Here is a 16437-nt window from a genome sequence, read left to right as displayed (position 1 = left end):
GGTTAGCTGCCATCTGGCTTGGCGACGGCCTTAGTGCCTTATAACGTACAATGCGAAAATTCTCGAACCAGCGCGGGCCAGAGGCCCATCATTCTATTCTGGAGCGAGTGCAAGCGCATTTTGGCTTCACCCAACAGGAAATAGCCGATGTGCTGGGCGTGTCGCGGGGAGCCCTCACAATGGCGGCCAGTAACCGACGGAGCTTGCCCCCAGATGCCTGGATGCGCCTGCTCCAATTTCAACAGGCGCTGCCCGTGGCCGAATCCAACGCGGTTCCCGCTGCCCCGGCACCCGTGCCGGGGCTCGCTGACTTAGTGCTCACCGCCGACGACCGGCAGGACCTCGACCTGCGCCGCCGCACGCTGCTGCTTCAAGCTACACTGCTGGGGGAGCAGCTGGCTCGTCACCAGACGCGGCTGGCCCAGGCCCGGCTGCGGCTGCAGGCGTTGCCCAGCTTGCGGGCCGCTTTTCCAGCCGACGACGAGGTAGCCCAGTCTCTGTTCAAAGTTTGGCAAAACCAAGCGGCGGCCACCCTGCGCAAGGCCACCGGCCCGCTGGCGCGGCTGGCTCTGCGGCAGGCCGTGCTGGCATTTGAGGCGGGCAAGCTTGAAAAGCTGCTGGCCGACAACGAAGGTGGATGAACTGGGACTGATGATTAACCTATTTAAAAAACCTCTCCGAGTGGCTCCTTGCAAATAAGCGCGTAAGGAAGAACACCAGATAGGGTGACCGTGGATTTAACGATGAGCTGCTCCCTAGGGCGTTTCAGTGTCCTGCCGAGCCGCGGACAAGGGCGATGGAAATAATTTCTACTCCCCAACCAACCTTTCTTTAATCACCCAGCACTTTAAGGCAAAGAATTTAAGTAAGGTTCGTGTCCGATTCGCCGCCCCGTCTGCTTTCTGAAGAACAGCACCTGCTGGCGGGCTGCTTGGCTCAAGACCGCCAAGCGCAGTTCCGTTTGTACCAGCAGTACAAGACGGCCATGTTCTCCTCGGCCCTCCGCATTCTCGGCGACCGCGCCTTGGCGCAGGATGCCCTGCAGGAAGCTTTTGTGGATGTGTTTCAAGGCTTGTCGGGCTTTCGGCAGCAGTCGACGCTGGGCGCCTGGATAAAAATTATTGTGGTGCGGCGGGCCTTGCTCACGCTCCGGCGCGAGCAGCGCATGGAAGTGTACGACCAGGAGCGCCACCCCGAGCCGCTGGTGGCCTGGCACGACAATCTCACCGGCGAGGCCCTGGACAAAGCCATCGGCGAGCTGCCAGCCGGCTACCGCGCCGTGTTCTGCCTGGTAGAGGTGGAAGGCTATGGCCACGGCGAAGTGGCCGAAATGCTCGGCATTGCCGAAGGTACCAGCAAGTCGCAACTCTACCACGCCAAGCGCCTGCTGCAACGCAAACTTCAATACCTGTACCAATGAGCCAACTCCCCGAAACCGGCGCGTCTAACCTGCGGCGGGCTCTGAACAGCCTGCCGGCCCATGAGCCCGACTCCGCCACTTGGGCGCGCATCGAGGCCCAGCTAGCTGTCGACGCTGCTCTGGCGCGGGCTGTACCGGCGCTGCCAACGCACGAGCCCGACGATGACCTTTGGGCCAACGTGGCTGCACGACTGGATGCAGCCGAAGCGCCCGTCGTGCTCGCAGACGCCCCTGCTCCGCCAACTGTGCTGCGGCAATTGTGGCCCACCCGCACTGTGCGCCGGATGTTGGCGATGGCGGCCAGTGTGCTGCTGGTGCTGGGCGTGTGGTGGCAGCTGCATCCGGCCACTTCGGTGCCCACCGTGGCCCGCGAGACGGTGACATTCAGCGAGGAGGAGGATTCGTTGCCGCTGCCCGCGCCGGCGGCCGACCCGTTGGAGCAGCAAGGCCTCTCATTCATCGATGCGCATTGCTCGTCGCAGCCCGCGGTGTGCCAGTCGGGCGAGTTCCGCACGCTGCGCACGCAGCTACAGGAGCTGGAAACCCAGGAAGTCCAGCTGCGCCAGGATACCCGCCGCTTCGGCGCTTCACCGGAGTTACTCCGCGAGCAGGCACGGCTCATCACCTTGAAAGCTTCTGTAACCCGCGAACTGGTTCAACTTCTTATCTCATGACGGTTGCTAATAATTTGTCCGAAGCCTGGTGGCTGCTGGCCCTTGCCGTGCTGCTCGGGTTCCTGCCGCCGCCCGCCGCCCGGGCCCAGCAGCGTGTGCAGGTTGTGACCCGTACTGTGGAGCAAGCCTGGAATTGCCCACCCGGCATGGCGGTACGCATTCGGGCCGAAAAGGCCACCGTGCAGGTGCGGGGCTGGGACCGCCCCACCGTGCAGGTGACTCTACGCCTTAGCGCCCGCCATGCGGAGCGCGAAGTAGCCGTGCAGGATTTGCCCGTGGCGCAGTATCGTCTCCAGCAAAGTAGTAATGCCCTGGACCTCGTCAACCTATTTGTGCTGCCCGCTGGCGCTCCACCCGTGCGCAGCGACCTGCGCGCCGAATACACTGTGCAGATGCCGGCCGGCAACCCGCTGCAAGTACTAAACGCCTACGGCCAGACCACCCTCACGGACCTTAGCGGCACCCAGAAGCTGGCGCAAAATTTCGGGCAGGTTACCCTGCGTAACCTGCGCGGCACCCTCACGACCAACGCCCGCTACGCCGACCTGACCGCTACTAACGTACAGGCCGATTTCACCTGCGAAGCCAATAAATCGGCGGTGCAGCTGCTGGGGCTGGGGGGCAGCTGCTTTGTGCGCAACTACTACGGCAGCGTGCGGGTGCAGCCCGCAGCGGGCCTGCGCAAGCTCACCGTGGAGGCCGACCGCACGGAGGTTGTTGTTAGCACGGCCGAGCCGGAGTTGTTCGATTATCAACTCAATGTGCAGCAAGGCGAGCTGACCGTGCCGCCAAGCTATGCTACGGCCAAAAAAGGCTCCGCCAGCCGCGCCTCCCTCACCACCAAGCCAGCCACTGGCTCGCGGCCGCTGGTGCGCGTGAGCACCTCCTACGCGCCCCTGACTTTGCAAACACAGTTGCTTTCCTCGCAATTCTAATCTTCACCGCTCCCTTCCAATGGCTACTTTGTCCTGTTCTTATAGCCGTCAACTCTTCCTCCGGGCTTGCTTGCTGCTCAGTGCGGCGTTTAGCGCCGCGGCCCAGACCGTGCCCGATACCACGCAGTTGAAGTATGGCGAAGAAGTAGCCACGCTCCCGGTAGTCGATGCGCCGTTGCGGGTGCAGGAGGAGCAGCGCAGCCTGTGGAAGCTGGGCCTGAACAACCTCCTGCCTTTCTCCACTGCTTTTGGCACCGACGCCTATTACACCCGTTATGGTATTCATCTGGCTTACGAGCGGCAGCTTAGCGACCCGGCCTGGACGGTCTTGGGCGAGGTAAGCCCGGCCCTGACCCGCTATCGTGCCGATGCTGACGCTGAAAGCCGACAGAGCCTGGGCGTTCGGGCCCAAGCGGCGGGGCGCTATTACTACAACCGCGAACGTCGACTGCTGCAGGGGCGAAACATCGTTAACTTCTCAGCCAATTACGTGTCGGTAGCGGTTGGGACTGGCTTGGGCAGAGAGTCCCACGAAACGCCGTTTTTCCTGTACCGGAACAGCGGACGGCAGCTCATCACCGTCGATGTGGCTCTTCTCTACGGCTTGCAGCGCCGGTTGGGCCGCTACGGCTTCATCGATGGCAACGTGGGCATGGCCACGCTGCTTTTGTCCGGAAGGCCGGTTGTAGCCTTGGGCAGCAACCTGCGCATTGGCCTGACGCTGGGGCACCAGCCGTCGCGCTACGTGAAGCGACTGGCGCCGGTCAGCGAAGTCGTAACACTGCGGCCTCGGTTTTTCGCCGGCGTTGAAATAGGCGGCTACTTCTACCGTGCGCGCTACTCGGAGCGGAACCCTTACCCGGCTTCGGTGATTAAAACTTCTTCCACAGAAACCCAAATCACACGTTATCCGATAACTGCCCGCGACGGCTACGGCACCTATGCGCAGTATGTGTCGGCCGGGCCGTTTCCCTATGTGTACGTGGGCTACTACCTTGCGCCGCGCCTGGCAGTGCAACTGGGAGTTCAGTACGGCGAAAACTTCAACTCAGAGCCTGTGGGCACCCTCTTCGTGACCGGTACGGACACCCTCACAGTGCCCAATCAAAAGCTGGAGGAACGCGGGCTGGCGCTGCCGGTCATGTTACGCTACTCACTCACGCCTTCGTTCCTCAAGCGGTTGCAGTTCGACGCTGTGGGTGGCCTCGTACCCTTGTGGTCTTGGATAGACTTCCGCGAATACGCCATTGCCGGCCGCCAAGTCACAAGTCAGGAAACGTTCGGATTCCGCCGTCACGCATTTGGTCTGCATGCTGCCTTGGGCCTCGATGCCAGCTATGCATTTGGGCGCCGCCGCCGGGTGCAAGCCACCGCTCAGATTGTGATGAACAAGGATGTGCGCACCTTTTCTGAGAAGGGGAGCATTTTTGATGAAAGTAACCGCGACTCTGCGGCCGAGTCTCCCTACATAAAATCGGGTTCCTTCCTAGCGGGCGGTATGACATTCGGGTTGCGCTACCGGTTTGGTTACCGATAAAGTCAGCGCAAAATGCTGTAAATCATAATAATTCGTGAAGACCAAGGTGCCCCATCATCCGCCCGATACTAGCCAGAAAGCCAGTACCATCGTCAATGCCGACATGTCTTATGTCCAAGTGGTAGAGGGCAATAACGGCTGGTTTTACTCGCCATTTGTCGGATAATAGCACATATTGCCATGCCACAAAAAACGCCGCCCGGAATTTCCGAAGCGGCGTTTTGTTGAATGAAATGCTGGCTGTAAGTCTACGCCTACATCTTCATGTCGTTACCTTTTTTAGCCATGCTCAAGTGCTGCTCTACTACGGGCAGCGTCTTGCTAATGAAGGCTTGCAGGTCAGCATCCTGGGTCATTTTCGCATGAGCAGCCATAGTATTGGCCGTTTTCTGGTGGTCGGTTTGCATCTGAGCCAGGTACTTGGCCTCAAGCTCCTTGCCCGAAAGCTTTTCCATAGCTGGCGCCAGGGCCTTATGTTCGGCATCCATGTCGGTAGGCAGCTTCACGCCCTTTTTATCAGCAATTGTTTTCAGGTCGGCCGTCGATTTGGTGTGGTCGGCAATCATCTGGTTCGCCATGTCTTTGGCCATGCCGGTCACACCTTTGGCCAGCGCCATTTTGCTCTGCTGAATCTCGTTCTGGTCGCTGTGGGCGGCCGTCATCATAAACTCGTTGTCGTCTTTATGAGGGCCAGTTGGGCCGTTGGGGTCAGCCATGGCCGAGCCGCCACCCATCGCGCTACTATCGCCGGCCATGGCCGGCTGGTTGGCAGTTGTGTCGGCCCCAGCGGCGGGCGTATTGGCCATGTTGCTGTCGGTGCTGCTGTCGGCGGTGGTTTTGTTAGCGTCGCCGCAGGAAGCCAGTGTAAGCAGGCCCATAGCCAGCAGCGGAAGAAGGGAGCGTTTCATGATGTTTGGAAAGGAAGTAGTAAAAAACGAGCTCATTGGGTGTCTTACCCCGGCGTAGTACGGAAAGGCTTGGGCAAGATGTTGCACGATTTCAGGGTTAATATTTATAAGCTGAGCTATTGATAATCAATAAGCTGGTCAATAAAACGAGGTATAAAAAAGGGTCTGTTCCAGTTAAGGAACAGACCCGAAACGTAGGTTTGCATTAGTTCAATTTACTTGGCGGCGTCCACGGTCGGCTTCATTTTGGTCACCATATCAAGGTGCATTTTTAGCATCGGAACAGCCTTAGCAGCAAAGGCCTTAACGTCGGGGTCAGCTGCCTTAATGGACGCTTCGGTGTACTCTCTCACATCTTCCTTGTGGTCTTCCAGCATCTCTTTCATGTACTGCTGGTCCATTTTTATTCCCTTTTCCTCGGTCACGTTCTTCAGCACCTTGGCGTGGTCATCGCCCAAAGTAGTGGGCAGCGTGATATTCTTTTTAGTAGCCAAAGCCATGAGCTCGGCATTGCCTTTGGTGTGGTCGTCAATCATTTTTTGGGCGAATTCTTTGGCTTGGGGCGTCACGGCGCGGGCAGCTACCTGCTTGCCCATCTCCACTTCGAGCATGCCACCGCTGGCCGCTTTAGCCAAAAATTCGGCGTCGTAGTCCATGCCCTTTTCTTCGACTTTCCCCATGTCGGTGTTGGCTGTGGTGCTGTCGGCTTTCATTTCGTTGGCTTCCTGGGCCTGCTTCACCGAGTCGTCGGAGTTACAGCCGGCGGTGAAAATCAATAGCGTAGCAGCACTCAGGAGCGTAACAATGGGACGTTTCATAAGAGAGAATATGGGTGTAGGTTTGAGAAATGACGAAGACGAATAGCTACGGCAGCTTATCCACCGCATCTTTAGCAGCATCTAGTTGCTCTTCTACCGGCGCGTGGTACTTGGCCGCAAAGCCCCGGATATCGCCGTCGTAGGCATCGTCGCCCATGTCGTCGAAGGCATCTTCGTCCTGGTTTTGGGTTTTCACCAGCAAGGCCATCAGGTGCTTGTCGAGCTCCGCGCCCGTTTGGGTGCTGGTTTCGTGATAGGCAGCCTGCTCATCCTCGCCCAAGGCAGGAGGGAGGGCCAGCTTTTTGGTATCCGCCAGGGTGCGTAGCGCGCTCAGCAGTTCCAAGCGGTTTTGCACCAGCTTGGTGCCGTAGTCGCGCACGGCCGGGCTATTGGCGCGGGCTTGGGCCAGCTTGCCCAGCTCCACTTCCAGCAGCGCGTTGCTGGTGGCCCGCACCAGGAAACGGGCATCGGCTTCCTGCTTTTTGGTGATGTCGGCTGCGTCAATCTTCTGCTCGTTCTGGGCCATGGCCTGGTCCACGGCGTCGTTGCCATTGCTGCCACCCGATGAGCAGGCGGTGGCCATTAGCAACGCGCAGGTGCCGGCAAGGAAACGAAAAGCCCAGTTGGGACGCAAAAAAATGCGCATAATGTCAAGAATAGTAAAAGCGGAGATGCTTTATGTCAGCGCTATACGCGGGGCCTGCTACCGGGTTCTGCCTCGGCTTTTAAGTTTTTTCGGAGCCAGCTTAAACCTGTTTGACTCATCTGCTTCCAACGGCCACAAACGCAGTTCAACCATTTCATTCATATACTTTTTTTCTTGCCGTCATGCGTACCCTGTCCCTTCGTTCTCTGGCTTTTGCCTGCCTCGCCAGCGGCCTGCTGCTCACCACTAGCTGCAGCAAGCGTGAAGCCGATGTAACCCCCGATGACATCACCACCGCCGAAGACCGTAGCGAGGACAACGTCGAAACGGCCATTAGCTCTGAATCTATGCAAGCGGGCCCAGCCGACCCGACCACGCAGAATTCGCCCAACCTCACCACCGAAGCCGAGTTTCACGCCCGCTTCGGGGCTTGTGCCACCCGCACCTTCAATTACGCTACCAATACCTTAACCATCGACTTCGGTCCCACCAACTGCCTGTGCCCAGATGGCCGCTATCGCCGGGGCCAAATCGTTGTCCGCTTCACCACCGATGTGCAGCGCCGTGTGGCCGGGGCTGTGGTTACCCGTCAGAACTACTTCGTAAACGACAACCAGCACACCGCCACCCGCACATTCACCGACATAGGCAGCGGCTCCTTCACTGTGGATGTCACCAATGCCAGCATCATCCGGGCTAACAACGGCGGCACTCACTCCTGGACTGCCAACTGGACCTTCACCCGCACTGCTGGCTACAATACTCCTTTGGTCGTATCCGATGACGTGTATAGCGTAACCGGTTCTGCCAATGGTACCAACCGCAAGGGCGTGAGCTACACCACCACCATCCAAACTCCCCTTGTGAAGCGTGCTGACTGCTTCAAATACTACGTTTCCGGCATATTAAGCATCACCAATTCCAACTCCAAAGCAATGACCCTGGATTATGGCAACGGTACCTGCGACAACACCGCCACTGTATCCATGAACGGCCGTACTCGCACCATCACATTGCGCTAGGCACCCGCACTTCGCCATCATATAAAAAGAGCCGTCCACACTGGACGGCTCTTTTTCGTTTACAGCCCGGCCGCCATCAGCGCTTCGGCAATAACCAAGTCTTCAGGCGTGGTAATTTTTAGGTTGCGGTAGTCGCCATCCGTCAGATGCACGCGGCACAAATCATCCACCACGGTGGCATCATCGGTAAAGCTGGCTAGCTCTGGCATTGCGTAGGCCCGGCGCAGGAGGTCAATTTCAAAAGTTTGGGGCGTTTGCATCAGACGCAGACGGTTGCGGTTCTGCGCCGCCGAACCGTGCTGCGACAGCAGGCGCACCGAGTCTTTGGGCATCACGGCAGCTGCCGCGGCGGCGTGCGTAGCTGCGGCAACGTAAGTGCGCTCCACCACCAGCCGAGGCACCAGCGGGCGCACCCCATCGTGTACCGCCACTAGGCCTGTCCCATGCTCCGATAAGGCTGCCAGTCCCGCCTTCACCGAAGCCCAGCGCGTTGCCCCGCCCGTCACCAGCCGGTGCGAAATGCTGACCTTGAACCTTGCGCACAGCTCGCGCCAGGTATCAAGCTGGTCGGCGGGCAGCACCACCACAATCTCGCTCACGCCCAGCGCGGGCTCGGCAAAGCGCCGCAGCGTGTGCAGCAGCACTGGCTCGCCGTGCAACAGCAGAAATTGCTTGGGCCGGTCGGCCCCCATGCGGGTGCCACTGCCACCCGCCACGAGAATAGCAAATCGCGGGGCTTGAGAGCTATTGGACTTGTAGCCTTGGTTGTAATAAGTATTCATCAGCGCGAAGTTCTGCATAAAAAAAGAGCGCCGACGTTCCTCACAAGGAATATCGGCGCTCAAAATTGAAGGGCGAAGAAGCGGTCAGGAAGTTAATTCAGAAAAGGAAAACTAAGTCCCGAAACTTCCCAACCTCCTAGGCTTTACTACAGAATCAGCATCGCGTCGCCGTAGCTGAAGAACTTATACTTCTCCTTAATGGCTTGCTTGTACGCTTCCATCAGCAGCGGGTAGCCCGCGAAGGCCGACGCCAGCATAATGAGCGTGCTCTCCGGCATGTGGAAGTTGGTGAGCATGCAGTTCGCAATTTTAAAGTCGTGCGGCGGGAAAATGAACCGGTCAATCCAGCCTTGAGTGGGCTTCATGCGGGCATTAGCCGACACCGACGCTTCCATAGCGCGAATAGTGGTCGTGCCCACGGCACACACTTTCTTCTTGGCATCGAGGGCTTTATTCACTACTTCGCAGGCTGGCGCCGTCACGATGAAGTTCTCCGAGTCCATCTTGTGCTTGGTGAGGTCTTCCACATCTACCGTGCGAAAGGTGCCCAAACCTACGTGCAGCGTCACAAACGCCGGCTCTACGCCCTTGATTTCCATGCGCTTCATCACCTCGCGGGTGAAGTGCAGGCCAGCCGAGGGAGCCGCGACCGCGCCAATGTGCTCGGCATAGATTGTCTGGTACCGCTCCTTATCAGCTGGTTCGGTTTCGCGGGTAATAACCTCTTTGGGAATTGGGGTTTCACCCAGCTCATACAGGGCCTTGCGAAACTCCTCGTCGGTGCCATCAAACAGGAATTTGATGGTGCGGCCGCGCGAAGTAGTGTTGTCAATTACCTCGGCTACCATGTCCGATTCGCCGAAGTACAGCTTGTTGCCCACCCGAATTTTGCGAGCCGGGTCCACCAGCACGTCCCACAGGCGCAGCTCCTTATTCAGCTCGCGCAGCAGGAAAACCTCAATCTTCGCACCAGTCTTTTCTTTATTGCCGTAGAGGCGAGCCGGGAAAACTTTGGTGTCGTTGAACACCAACACGTCGCCCTCATCAAAATAATCGAGAATATCCTTAAAGTTGCGGTGCTCAATCTGGCCGGTGGCGCGGTGTACCACCATCAAACGGCTTTCGTCACGGTTGCGGGCAGGGTGCATTGCCACCAGCTCCTCCGGGAGTTCAAATTTGAACTCATGCAATTTCATCGCCATAGGGCAGTATTTGGGGGAATATACGGAATTTTGGGGAGGCAAAAGTACAGCTTTTTTCCGAAACTTTGATTTTTCTGGAAATTCCAGCGGTGCCTAACCAGTTGTCATCCTGAACACAGCAAAGCATCTGACTTTGCACGAACAGTCATCAGTAATTTAACTGGCACAAATACGATATGTTGCTTTGCTGCATCCGGAATAACTGTTGATGCCGCAACTTCCCCGTCGGTTTCCGTCCTTTAACCTTCGAAGCCGGTTTATCCGAGCATCTTCCTTCTATGCTGACTCTGCGCCTCACCCTCGAAAGCTTCCGTTTTGCCTGGGATGCTCTCAAATCCAATCTGTTACGTACCATTCTGTCGCTGCTGGGCGTCACGGTTGGCATCTTCGCCATCATTGCCGTTTTCACCATCGTCGATTCGCTCGAAGCCAACATTCGCAGCAGCCTCGACTTTGTGGGCGACAAAATTATCTACGTATCCAAGTGGCCATTCGCCTTCGAGTCGGACTTTCCCTGGTGGAAATACTTCAAGCGCCCCGTACCCACGCCGCACGAGTACCAGCAGTTGCGCAAGCAGCTCGGACCCAACAACAAAGGCATTGCCATCTTCGCCGCCAACAACGGCAATACCTTCAAAGCCGGGTCCAACTCCGTGGCCGACTGCGTGATACAAGGTGTGAGCTATGACTACCGGATAGTAAGCAATGTACCCATCAAGGAAGGCCGCTACTTCACGGTTCAGGAGATGGACGCCGCCCGCCCCGTGGCCATCATCGGGGCCACTGTCGCCGAAAACCTCTTCCCGAATGGCAACGCCCTGGGCCAGCAGCTTAAAGCCCGCGGCCAGACCCTGACTGTGATTGGCGTAATGCAGAAGGAAGGCAAGAAGCTCATCACCATCTCCAGCAACGATGCCAACTGCATCATCCCGTTCTCGATGTTCACCAAAATGTTTGCGCTCAGTACCACCGGCTTTGGGGGAGGGCCCAGCGCAAACATCGCTGTGAAAGGCCGTGACGAAGACCCTGGCCTGCTCGATTTGGAATACGAAATGCGCGGTGTGATGCGCAACATCCGCGGCCTCAAGCCCCGCGAGGAAGACAACTTTGCCCTGAACCGACCCGAGATGATTGCCTCGGCTGTGGGCAAGCTGTTCAGTGTCATTGGCCTCGTGGGCGGTATCATTGGCTCATTTGCCATTCTGGTGGGCGGCTTCGGCATTGCCAATATCATGTTTGTATCGGTACGGGAGCGCACCAACATCATTGGTATTCAAAAGTCTTTAGGCGCGAAGAACTTCTTTATTCTGTTTCAATTCCTGTTCGAAGCCATCTTTCTGTGTCTAATTGGTGGCGGTGCAGGCATTGCCCTGGTCTGGCTCGTCACGCTCATTCCGCAGGATGCCCTGCCACTCACCATGACGGCCTCCCGCGTGTCTCTGGGCCTGCTCATTTCAGTCGGTATCGGCATTATTGCCGGCATTGTGCCCGCCGTGCTGGCATCTAATCTGGACCCGGTAATTGCCATCCGTTCCAAGTAACAGGAACGAGAAGTTGCCGTTATAAACCAAAACGCCGGTCATAGTTTGTGGCCGGCGTCTGTTTGTTCTGTAAGATTCCTCCGGCTTGCATTCCGGAGCTGCCGCATGAAGCTTCCTCCTTTTCTGAGCTACGAAATCCTGGGCAATGCGCTGAGCCAATACCTACTGGCTGCGTTTATTCTGTTGGTTGGTGCTGCCTTGCGCCAGTTGCTGTCTAAGCTGCTGAGTAAGGTGCTTTTTCGGCTTACCAAACGCTATACCGCCGGTGTAAGCGAGTCTGAACTGCACGACTTGCTTATTCAGCCGCTGTCGGTACTGCTATTCCTCGTCACCATTTACGTGGCGTTTGGAGTATTGCGCTATCCAATGCCGCCCAGCGCCGTACCTGGTGCCGAGCCCTGGCCCAAAGTGGCGCTGCTGCGTGTGTTTCTGCTGGGCTTCATTGCCACGGTGACATGGGTAGTACTCCGTTTAGTCGATTTCGCCCTGCTGGTGGTGCGCCGCCGCAATGAGTTGCGCGAAACCGCCGGGAGCAACCGGCTCGATAGTCAGTTTTTGCCCTTTGCCAAAGATTTACTGAAGGTTCTGGTTATCATCATTGGCATTATGGTGGTGCTGGGAGAGGTGTTTGGGGTGAATGTTACGGCCCTGATTGGTGGCTTAGGCATTGGCGGGTTGGCCGTAGCCTTTGCGGCTAAGGAAAGCCTCGAAAACCTCATCGCCTCGTTTACCATCTTCCTCGACCAACCCTTCGGCGTGGGCGACCTTGTGACGGCCGGCGACGTGAGCGGAACCGTGGAGAAAATTGGTTTCCGCAGCACCCGCCTTCGCACCGCCGAGAAAAGCTACGTTACCGTGCCTAACAAAAGCATGATTGACAAGCCGCTTGACAACCTTTCGCTACGCACCTCCCGCCGGGTAGGCTTCACCCTAGTCTTCGACCAAAGAACCACCAGCGCCCAACTGCACGCCATCATCGCCGAAGCCATCGCCGCCATGCAGCAACATGCTCTGGTGACCCAGGACGTACAAATGAAGTTCAACGCCCTAACGCCCGCTGGCAAAGAGGTAACCGTGCAATACTTCGTCGAAACTACCAGCTACGATGAATACCTCAACACGAAAGAAGACCTCAACTATCGCATCATAGAAGTAGTAGAACAGCACGGCGGCTTGTTTGCTGGAGCCCCCGCCCAGATAGTTGCCACGCCCGCCAAACTATAGCTGCCTATCCTCACACGACTATAAACAGAAAGGCCCGCTCCAGAATAGGAGCGGGCCTTTTTATTAATCGGAGAAGCGCAACAGCTAGCGCCCGCCAAATAGTCCTCCGAGCATGCCGCCAAGGCCGCCATTGAGCAGACCGCCCAAGCCGCCGCCGCCCGCGCTACGCGGCTGGGAATTGGGCTGTCCACCCAATCCGCCCAGAATAGACATCATCGAGCCCAAGCCACCGCTGCCAATAGCAGAACCTTGCTGCGGCAAATTGGCAGTTGCATCCGAGTTTCCCCCCAGCAAGCCACCCAACATACCACCACCAAGTAAGCTCCCCAGCATGCCGCCCATGCCACTGTGCGCCGCGCCGCCCAGCAGGCCGCCCAAACTTCCTCCCATCAATCCGCCGCCGTTGCCCTGGTTGCTGTAGCCACTGGTATTCTGCCCTCCACTCATCACCTTAGAGATGACCACGGGCGCCAACACACCGAGTAGACCAGTCATCAGTGCGCTTTTGGGAATGCCCACGCTGGAAAGCTTGTCGCCAATACGGCCGAAGAACCCCTCCTTAGCCGGGTCCTGTGGGTCATGAGGCACATTAGCAGCTTGGTCTACCACATTTTCCAGCGTCTGCTTCTGCTCAGGGTTGATGCCCAGGTATTGCGCCATCTTACCAATCATTGCTTCCTCATCGTTAGCATATGACCCATCGGCTCGCGCAAAGCTGATAAGGTCAGTGATGAGCGAAAAGCGCAGGTCGCTGTTTTTCAATGCATCCAGATTTTGCTGAATGGTTTGGTTGTTAGAGTCTTGGGCAGCGGCTAACACTTGTTGCGTTGCACCACCCGACAAGCCTGCCTGCTGAGCCAGCGCTTGCAAAAACTGTGTTTCGGCTCCTGAAGCCTGCCGGTCAGCAGTAGCTAAGCTGGCAATGGCACTTAGGTAGGCCGTCTTTTCTTGTTCGGAGTAATTCTGGAGAAGCTGGGTATCCATAGGAAAGGGTGGGGAGTAGGTGAAGAATTGGTAACCGTCTTAACGGTTGGCCTTAGAATACGTTGCTTGTTCAATAGGTATTTAAAACCTGGTTTTTTGTGGAGATAGAGAAAAATTTCTTTCACTGAAAATGAATCTGTTGCTGCTATAAAACGCTTTGAAAACGAAAAAAACAGGGTTTAAAGGAGCAACAGGCTTGGTATTTCCAAAAACTCCTCCCATCTTTGCAATCCCAAACGGGAACAACAGCACGGGGGATTAGCTCAGCTGGTTCAGAGCATCTGCCTTACAAGCAGAGGGTCGTAGGTTCGAACCCTACATCCCCCACAGTGATTAGCAGCCACTTAGTAGTAATACTGAGTGGCTGTTTTCTTACTAGTCGTTACAAGCACACCACAGGTCGCAATTACGCCTGTGTTTTTCGGGAGGTTAGCTCAGTTGGTTTAGAGCGCTTGCTTCACACGCAAGAGGTCGAAGGTTCGAATCCTTTACTTCCCACATTTAATTAACAGCCACTTTGCATGCATGCGAAGTGGCTGTTTTGCTTATAGTCCTATTATATACGTGTCGCATCAGGTCGCATATAAATTAGGAAAAAGCCAAGGGCCAGTTCGCATTTTCGAGTAGCCTTTTCCTCTTGACGGTTCAACCAGCAGATATACCTCAAACTAGCGAAAGCCTGTATGGCACTTTGCCAACTTGAGAGCCCACTTATACTATGTATGGTATGGCAGCGCTAGAGTGGAAACAAGTGCTGAGGCGAATAAGACGTCCATGTTCAGGAGTCACTGGTGGCAGCGTCGCTCGTCATTTGACTCTGGTCTAGCACCTCTACCGACTCAGGGGCTTGTCCCAGCAATCGGTATACCACGCCTACTCCCAGCATTCCTGCCAAGAATACCCCGCTTAGCCGCAAATTATAATACACCAGCGCTCCCAGACACATCAGCGCCAAACCTAGTGCCACTAATGGCACCATCGGATAGCCCGGCACCGCGAACGGCCGTACCAATTCCGGCTCCTGCCGCCGCAGAGCGAATAAGCTTAGCATACTTATCACATACATTACTAATGCTCCCAGCACTGACAAGACAATAATCTGGTCAGTCCGACCGCTCACTAAAGCCAGGCATCCCACCAGTCCACCCGCTACCAGTGCCCAGTACGGCGTCTGCCTATTATTCAGCTTTGCCAATCCAATAGGCAAGAAGCCGCTCCGTGCCAACGCAAATAACTGCCGGGAATAGCCCACAATGGCACCATGAAATGAAGCTACCAGCCCAAAAAGCCCAATACTGGCAAAAAACTTCGTCCATGCATCCCCCTTACCTAATACTAACCCCAACGCCTCTGGCAATGGATAGTCCAGATTCTGAAGCAACCGCCAGTCAGTAGCCCCGCCGGTAATCACCATGACTCCCAGCGCCAGTCCTACCAGTGTTAACATCCCATAGCCATATCCCCTCGGGATAGTTCGGCGCGGGTCAACCACTTCCTCTGCTACCAACGCGACACCCTCAATAGCCAGATAAAACCAGATAGCAAAGGGCAATGCCTTGAATACCCCCGCTGCTCGTACTGGCACTGGATGCGCCAAAAAGTTGGCTACTTCAAAATGAGGCAGCAATAGCCCCATATATAATAGGAGTTCTACCACGGCTAGTACCGTTACTAATAGCAGGACGTTTGCCGACTCCTTAATCCCCCAAAAGTTTACCGCCGTAAATACCAGGTAGCATCCCAGTGCCGTGTAAAGCACCGACAACTGAGGATATAGAAAATGCCCATAGCTCCCAAGTGCAAACGCAATAGCTGGTGGCGTAAATAGAAATTCTACCAGTGTCGCATATCCTGCTACAAATCCTCCCCACTTCCCAAACGCTCTATACGAATACATAAAAGGCCCGCCCGCCTGTGGAATAGCCGTCGTCAGTTCCGTAAAGCTGAAAATAAACGTCACATAAAGGAGCGTTACAGCCATTGTTGTAACTAGAAATCCCACTGGTCCAGCTGCCGCCCACCCATAGTTCCACCCAGTACTCCCCCGAAATGACCAACCCTACCGCTACAGCCCACAATTGGAGCGCTGATAAGGTCTTCCTCAATCCAGACTTCGTTACAATATCAGAATCAGTCATAAGGATTGCATACAAGGGTTAATCTCCTCAATATAGTGTGCATCAGCAAGCTTACGGCAATACACTATCCCGCTAACCCTATTGCTTTTCTGCCAGCTCACCATTCTGCCTAATTATTTTATCTGCCGTATTTGCAATCTCAAAAATTCCTCCTACTTTTGCACTCCCAAATCGCCAAACGGGCAACGGGTCTTCAAAAGCAGAAGCTGCTGAAAGATTTTATAAAGGTCAGGAACTTCACGGACGCGGTACTTGTAGTGCTTCCCTTGCCGCCAGAGCAAAGCCCTCGAAAATTAAATTTTCAGCGCCCCTTGCGAAAGCCGAAAAAAGCTTCTTACCTTTGCACCCCGCTTCGAACGGAAGCCGGAAACGAGTTGAACAGCGAAACGAGAAAAAATAAAAATTTTCACTTTTCGCTTGCTGATTCAAAACTTCTTCTTACCTTTGCACTCCCAATCGCAAGACAGGGATTTGAAAAGAAGAAAAACAGGCTGGTAACGGCCACACGGTCACCTCAATTGGAAGTGACACACGTTCTTTGAATGTTTGGAAAAGACAAATAGTAAGGGCTTTCAATAGCAATATTGAGAGTGGAAATTACAAGCG

The 16437-nt window shown here is 55.9% G+C and carries 15 protein-coding genes, 2 tRNA genes and 1 pseudogene; 11 read left to right on the top strand and 7 right to left on the bottom strand.

Annotated elements, in window-relative coordinates; translation table 11 throughout:
• The first annotated feature begins 50 nt into the window (after positions 1-50).
• The 5 genes from J4E00_RS28985 (at position 51) to J4E00_RS28965 (ending at position 4566) form a co-directional block, all read left to right on the top strand.
• Positions 51-641, top strand: coding sequence for an antitoxin Xre-like helix-turn-helix domain-containing protein (locus tag J4E00_RS28985; RefSeq protein WP_208178856.1), 591 nt, complete (start codon positions 51-53; stop codon positions 639-641).
• Positions 642-874: 233 nt separating this feature from the next.
• Positions 875-1420 (top strand): RNA polymerase sigma factor, encoded by a 546-nt coding sequence (locus tag J4E00_RS28980; protein WP_208178855.1) that lies wholly within the window; start codon positions 875-877, stop codon positions 1418-1420.
• The gene (locus tag J4E00_RS28975) at positions 1417-2094 is read left to right on the top strand and encodes a hypothetical protein (RefSeq protein WP_208178854.1); all 678 of its coding nucleotides are present in this window, start codon (positions 1417-1419) and stop codon (positions 2092-2094) included. Before J4E00_RS28980 ends, J4E00_RS28975 begins: the two co-directional genes overlap by 4 nt.
• A complete protein-coding gene (locus tag J4E00_RS28970; RefSeq protein ID WP_208178853.1) occupies positions 2091-3029 on the top strand; it encodes a hypothetical protein in 939 nt (312 codons plus the stop codon). Before J4E00_RS28975 ends, J4E00_RS28970 begins: the two co-directional genes overlap by 4 nt.
• A 19-nt stretch (positions 3030-3048) precedes the next feature.
• Positions 3049-4566, top strand: a complete 1518-nt coding sequence (locus J4E00_RS28965) for a hypothetical protein (RefSeq protein ID WP_208178852.1) — start codon at positions 3049-3051, stop codon at positions 4564-4566.
• Between the two features lie 254 nt (positions 4567-4820).
• Here the strand turns inward: J4E00_RS28965 and J4E00_RS28960 are convergent, their stop codons facing one another.
• From J4E00_RS28960 to J4E00_RS28950, 3 genes are all read right to left on the bottom strand, one after another.
• Positions 4821-5474 carry a DUF4142 domain-containing protein gene (locus J4E00_RS28960; protein WP_208178851.1) on the bottom strand — a complete coding sequence of 218 codons (654 nt, stop codon included), beginning with the start codon at positions 5472-5474 and terminating at the stop codon, positions 4821-4823.
• Positions 5475-5689: 215 nt separating this feature from the next.
• Positions 5690-6292, bottom strand: coding sequence for a DUF4142 domain-containing protein (locus J4E00_RS28955; protein ID WP_208178850.1), 603 nt, complete (start codon positions 6290-6292; stop codon positions 5690-5692).
• A 46-nt stretch (positions 6293-6338) separates the two neighbouring features.
• Complete coding sequence (locus J4E00_RS28950; protein WP_208178849.1) at positions 6339-6938, bottom strand: DUF4142 domain-containing protein; 600 nt, start codon at positions 6936-6938, stop codon at positions 6339-6341.
• A gap of 182 nt (positions 6939-7120) precedes the next feature.
• Between J4E00_RS28950 and J4E00_RS28945 the strand changes: the two genes are divergently transcribed.
• Positions 7121-7960 (top strand): hypothetical protein, encoded by an 840-nt coding sequence (locus J4E00_RS28945; protein ID WP_208178848.1) that lies wholly within the window; start codon positions 7121-7123, stop codon positions 7958-7960.
• Positions 7961-8019: 59 nt separating this feature from the next.
• Here J4E00_RS28945 and J4E00_RS28940 read toward each other — a convergent pair whose 3' ends face one another.
• Together J4E00_RS28940 and queA are read right to left on the bottom strand one after the other, a co-directional pair.
• Complete coding sequence (locus J4E00_RS28940) at positions 8020-8760, bottom strand: 2-C-methyl-D-erythritol 4-phosphate cytidylyltransferase (protein WP_236050354.1); 741 nt, start codon at positions 8758-8760, stop codon at positions 8020-8022.
• A 128-nt stretch (positions 8761-8888) separates the two neighbouring features.
• On the bottom strand, positions 8889-9938 hold the full coding sequence (queA, locus tag J4E00_RS28935; RefSeq protein WP_208178864.1) for a tRNA preQ1(34) S-adenosylmethionine ribosyltransferase-isomerase QueA: 1050 nt from the start codon (positions 9936-9938) through the stop codon (positions 8889-8891).
• A gap of 284 nt (positions 9939-10222) precedes the next feature.
• Here queA and J4E00_RS28930 point away from each other — a divergent pair, with 284 nt between their 5' ends.
• Together J4E00_RS28930 and J4E00_RS28925 are read left to right on the top strand one after the other, a co-directional pair.
• Positions 10223-11485, top strand: coding sequence for an ABC transporter permease (locus tag J4E00_RS28930; protein WP_208178847.1), 1263 nt, complete (start codon positions 10223-10225; stop codon positions 11483-11485).
• Positions 11486-11590: 105 nt separating this feature from the next.
• Entirely contained in the window at positions 11591-12709 is a 1119-nt protein-coding gene (locus tag J4E00_RS28925; RefSeq protein WP_208178846.1) for a mechanosensitive ion channel family protein, read from the top strand.
• An 84-nt stretch (positions 12710-12793) separates the two neighbouring features.
• On the opposite strand, the gene J4E00_RS28920 is transcribed toward J4E00_RS28925, so the two are convergent.
• Entirely contained in the window at positions 12794-13693 is a 900-nt protein-coding gene (locus J4E00_RS28920; protein ID WP_208178845.1) for a TerB family tellurite resistance protein, read from the bottom strand.
• 252 nt (positions 13694-13945) lie between these two features.
• Here J4E00_RS28920 and J4E00_RS28915 point away from each other — a divergent pair.
• Together J4E00_RS28915 and J4E00_RS28910 are read left to right on the top strand one after the other, a co-directional pair.
• Positions 13946-14020, top strand: a tRNA-Val gene (locus J4E00_RS28915).
• 96 nt (positions 14021-14116) lie between these two features.
• Positions 14117-14191 (top strand) — tRNA-Val (locus tag J4E00_RS28910).
• Between the two features lie 280 nt (positions 14192-14471).
• On the opposite strand, the pseudogene eat reads toward J4E00_RS28910, so the two are convergent.
• Positions 14472-15831: pseudogene (eat, locus tag J4E00_RS28905) on the bottom strand (ethanolamine permease).
• 158 nt (positions 15832-15989) lie between these two features.
• On the opposite strand from eat, the gene J4E00_RS28900 reads away from it, so the two are divergent.
• On the top strand, positions 15990-16373 hold the full coding sequence (locus J4E00_RS28900; RefSeq protein ID WP_208178844.1) for a hypothetical protein: 384 nt from the start codon (positions 15990-15992) through the stop codon (positions 16371-16373).
• Positions 16374-16437: the final 64 nt, after the last annotated feature.

Origin of the sequence: Hymenobacter negativus, from assembly GCF_017571495.1 — a bacterium.
Classification (GTDB): domain Bacteria; phylum Bacteroidota; class Bacteroidia; order Cytophagales; family Hymenobacteraceae; genus Hymenobacter; species Hymenobacter negativus.
This window is presented reverse-complemented; position numbering and strand designations above follow the sequence as displayed.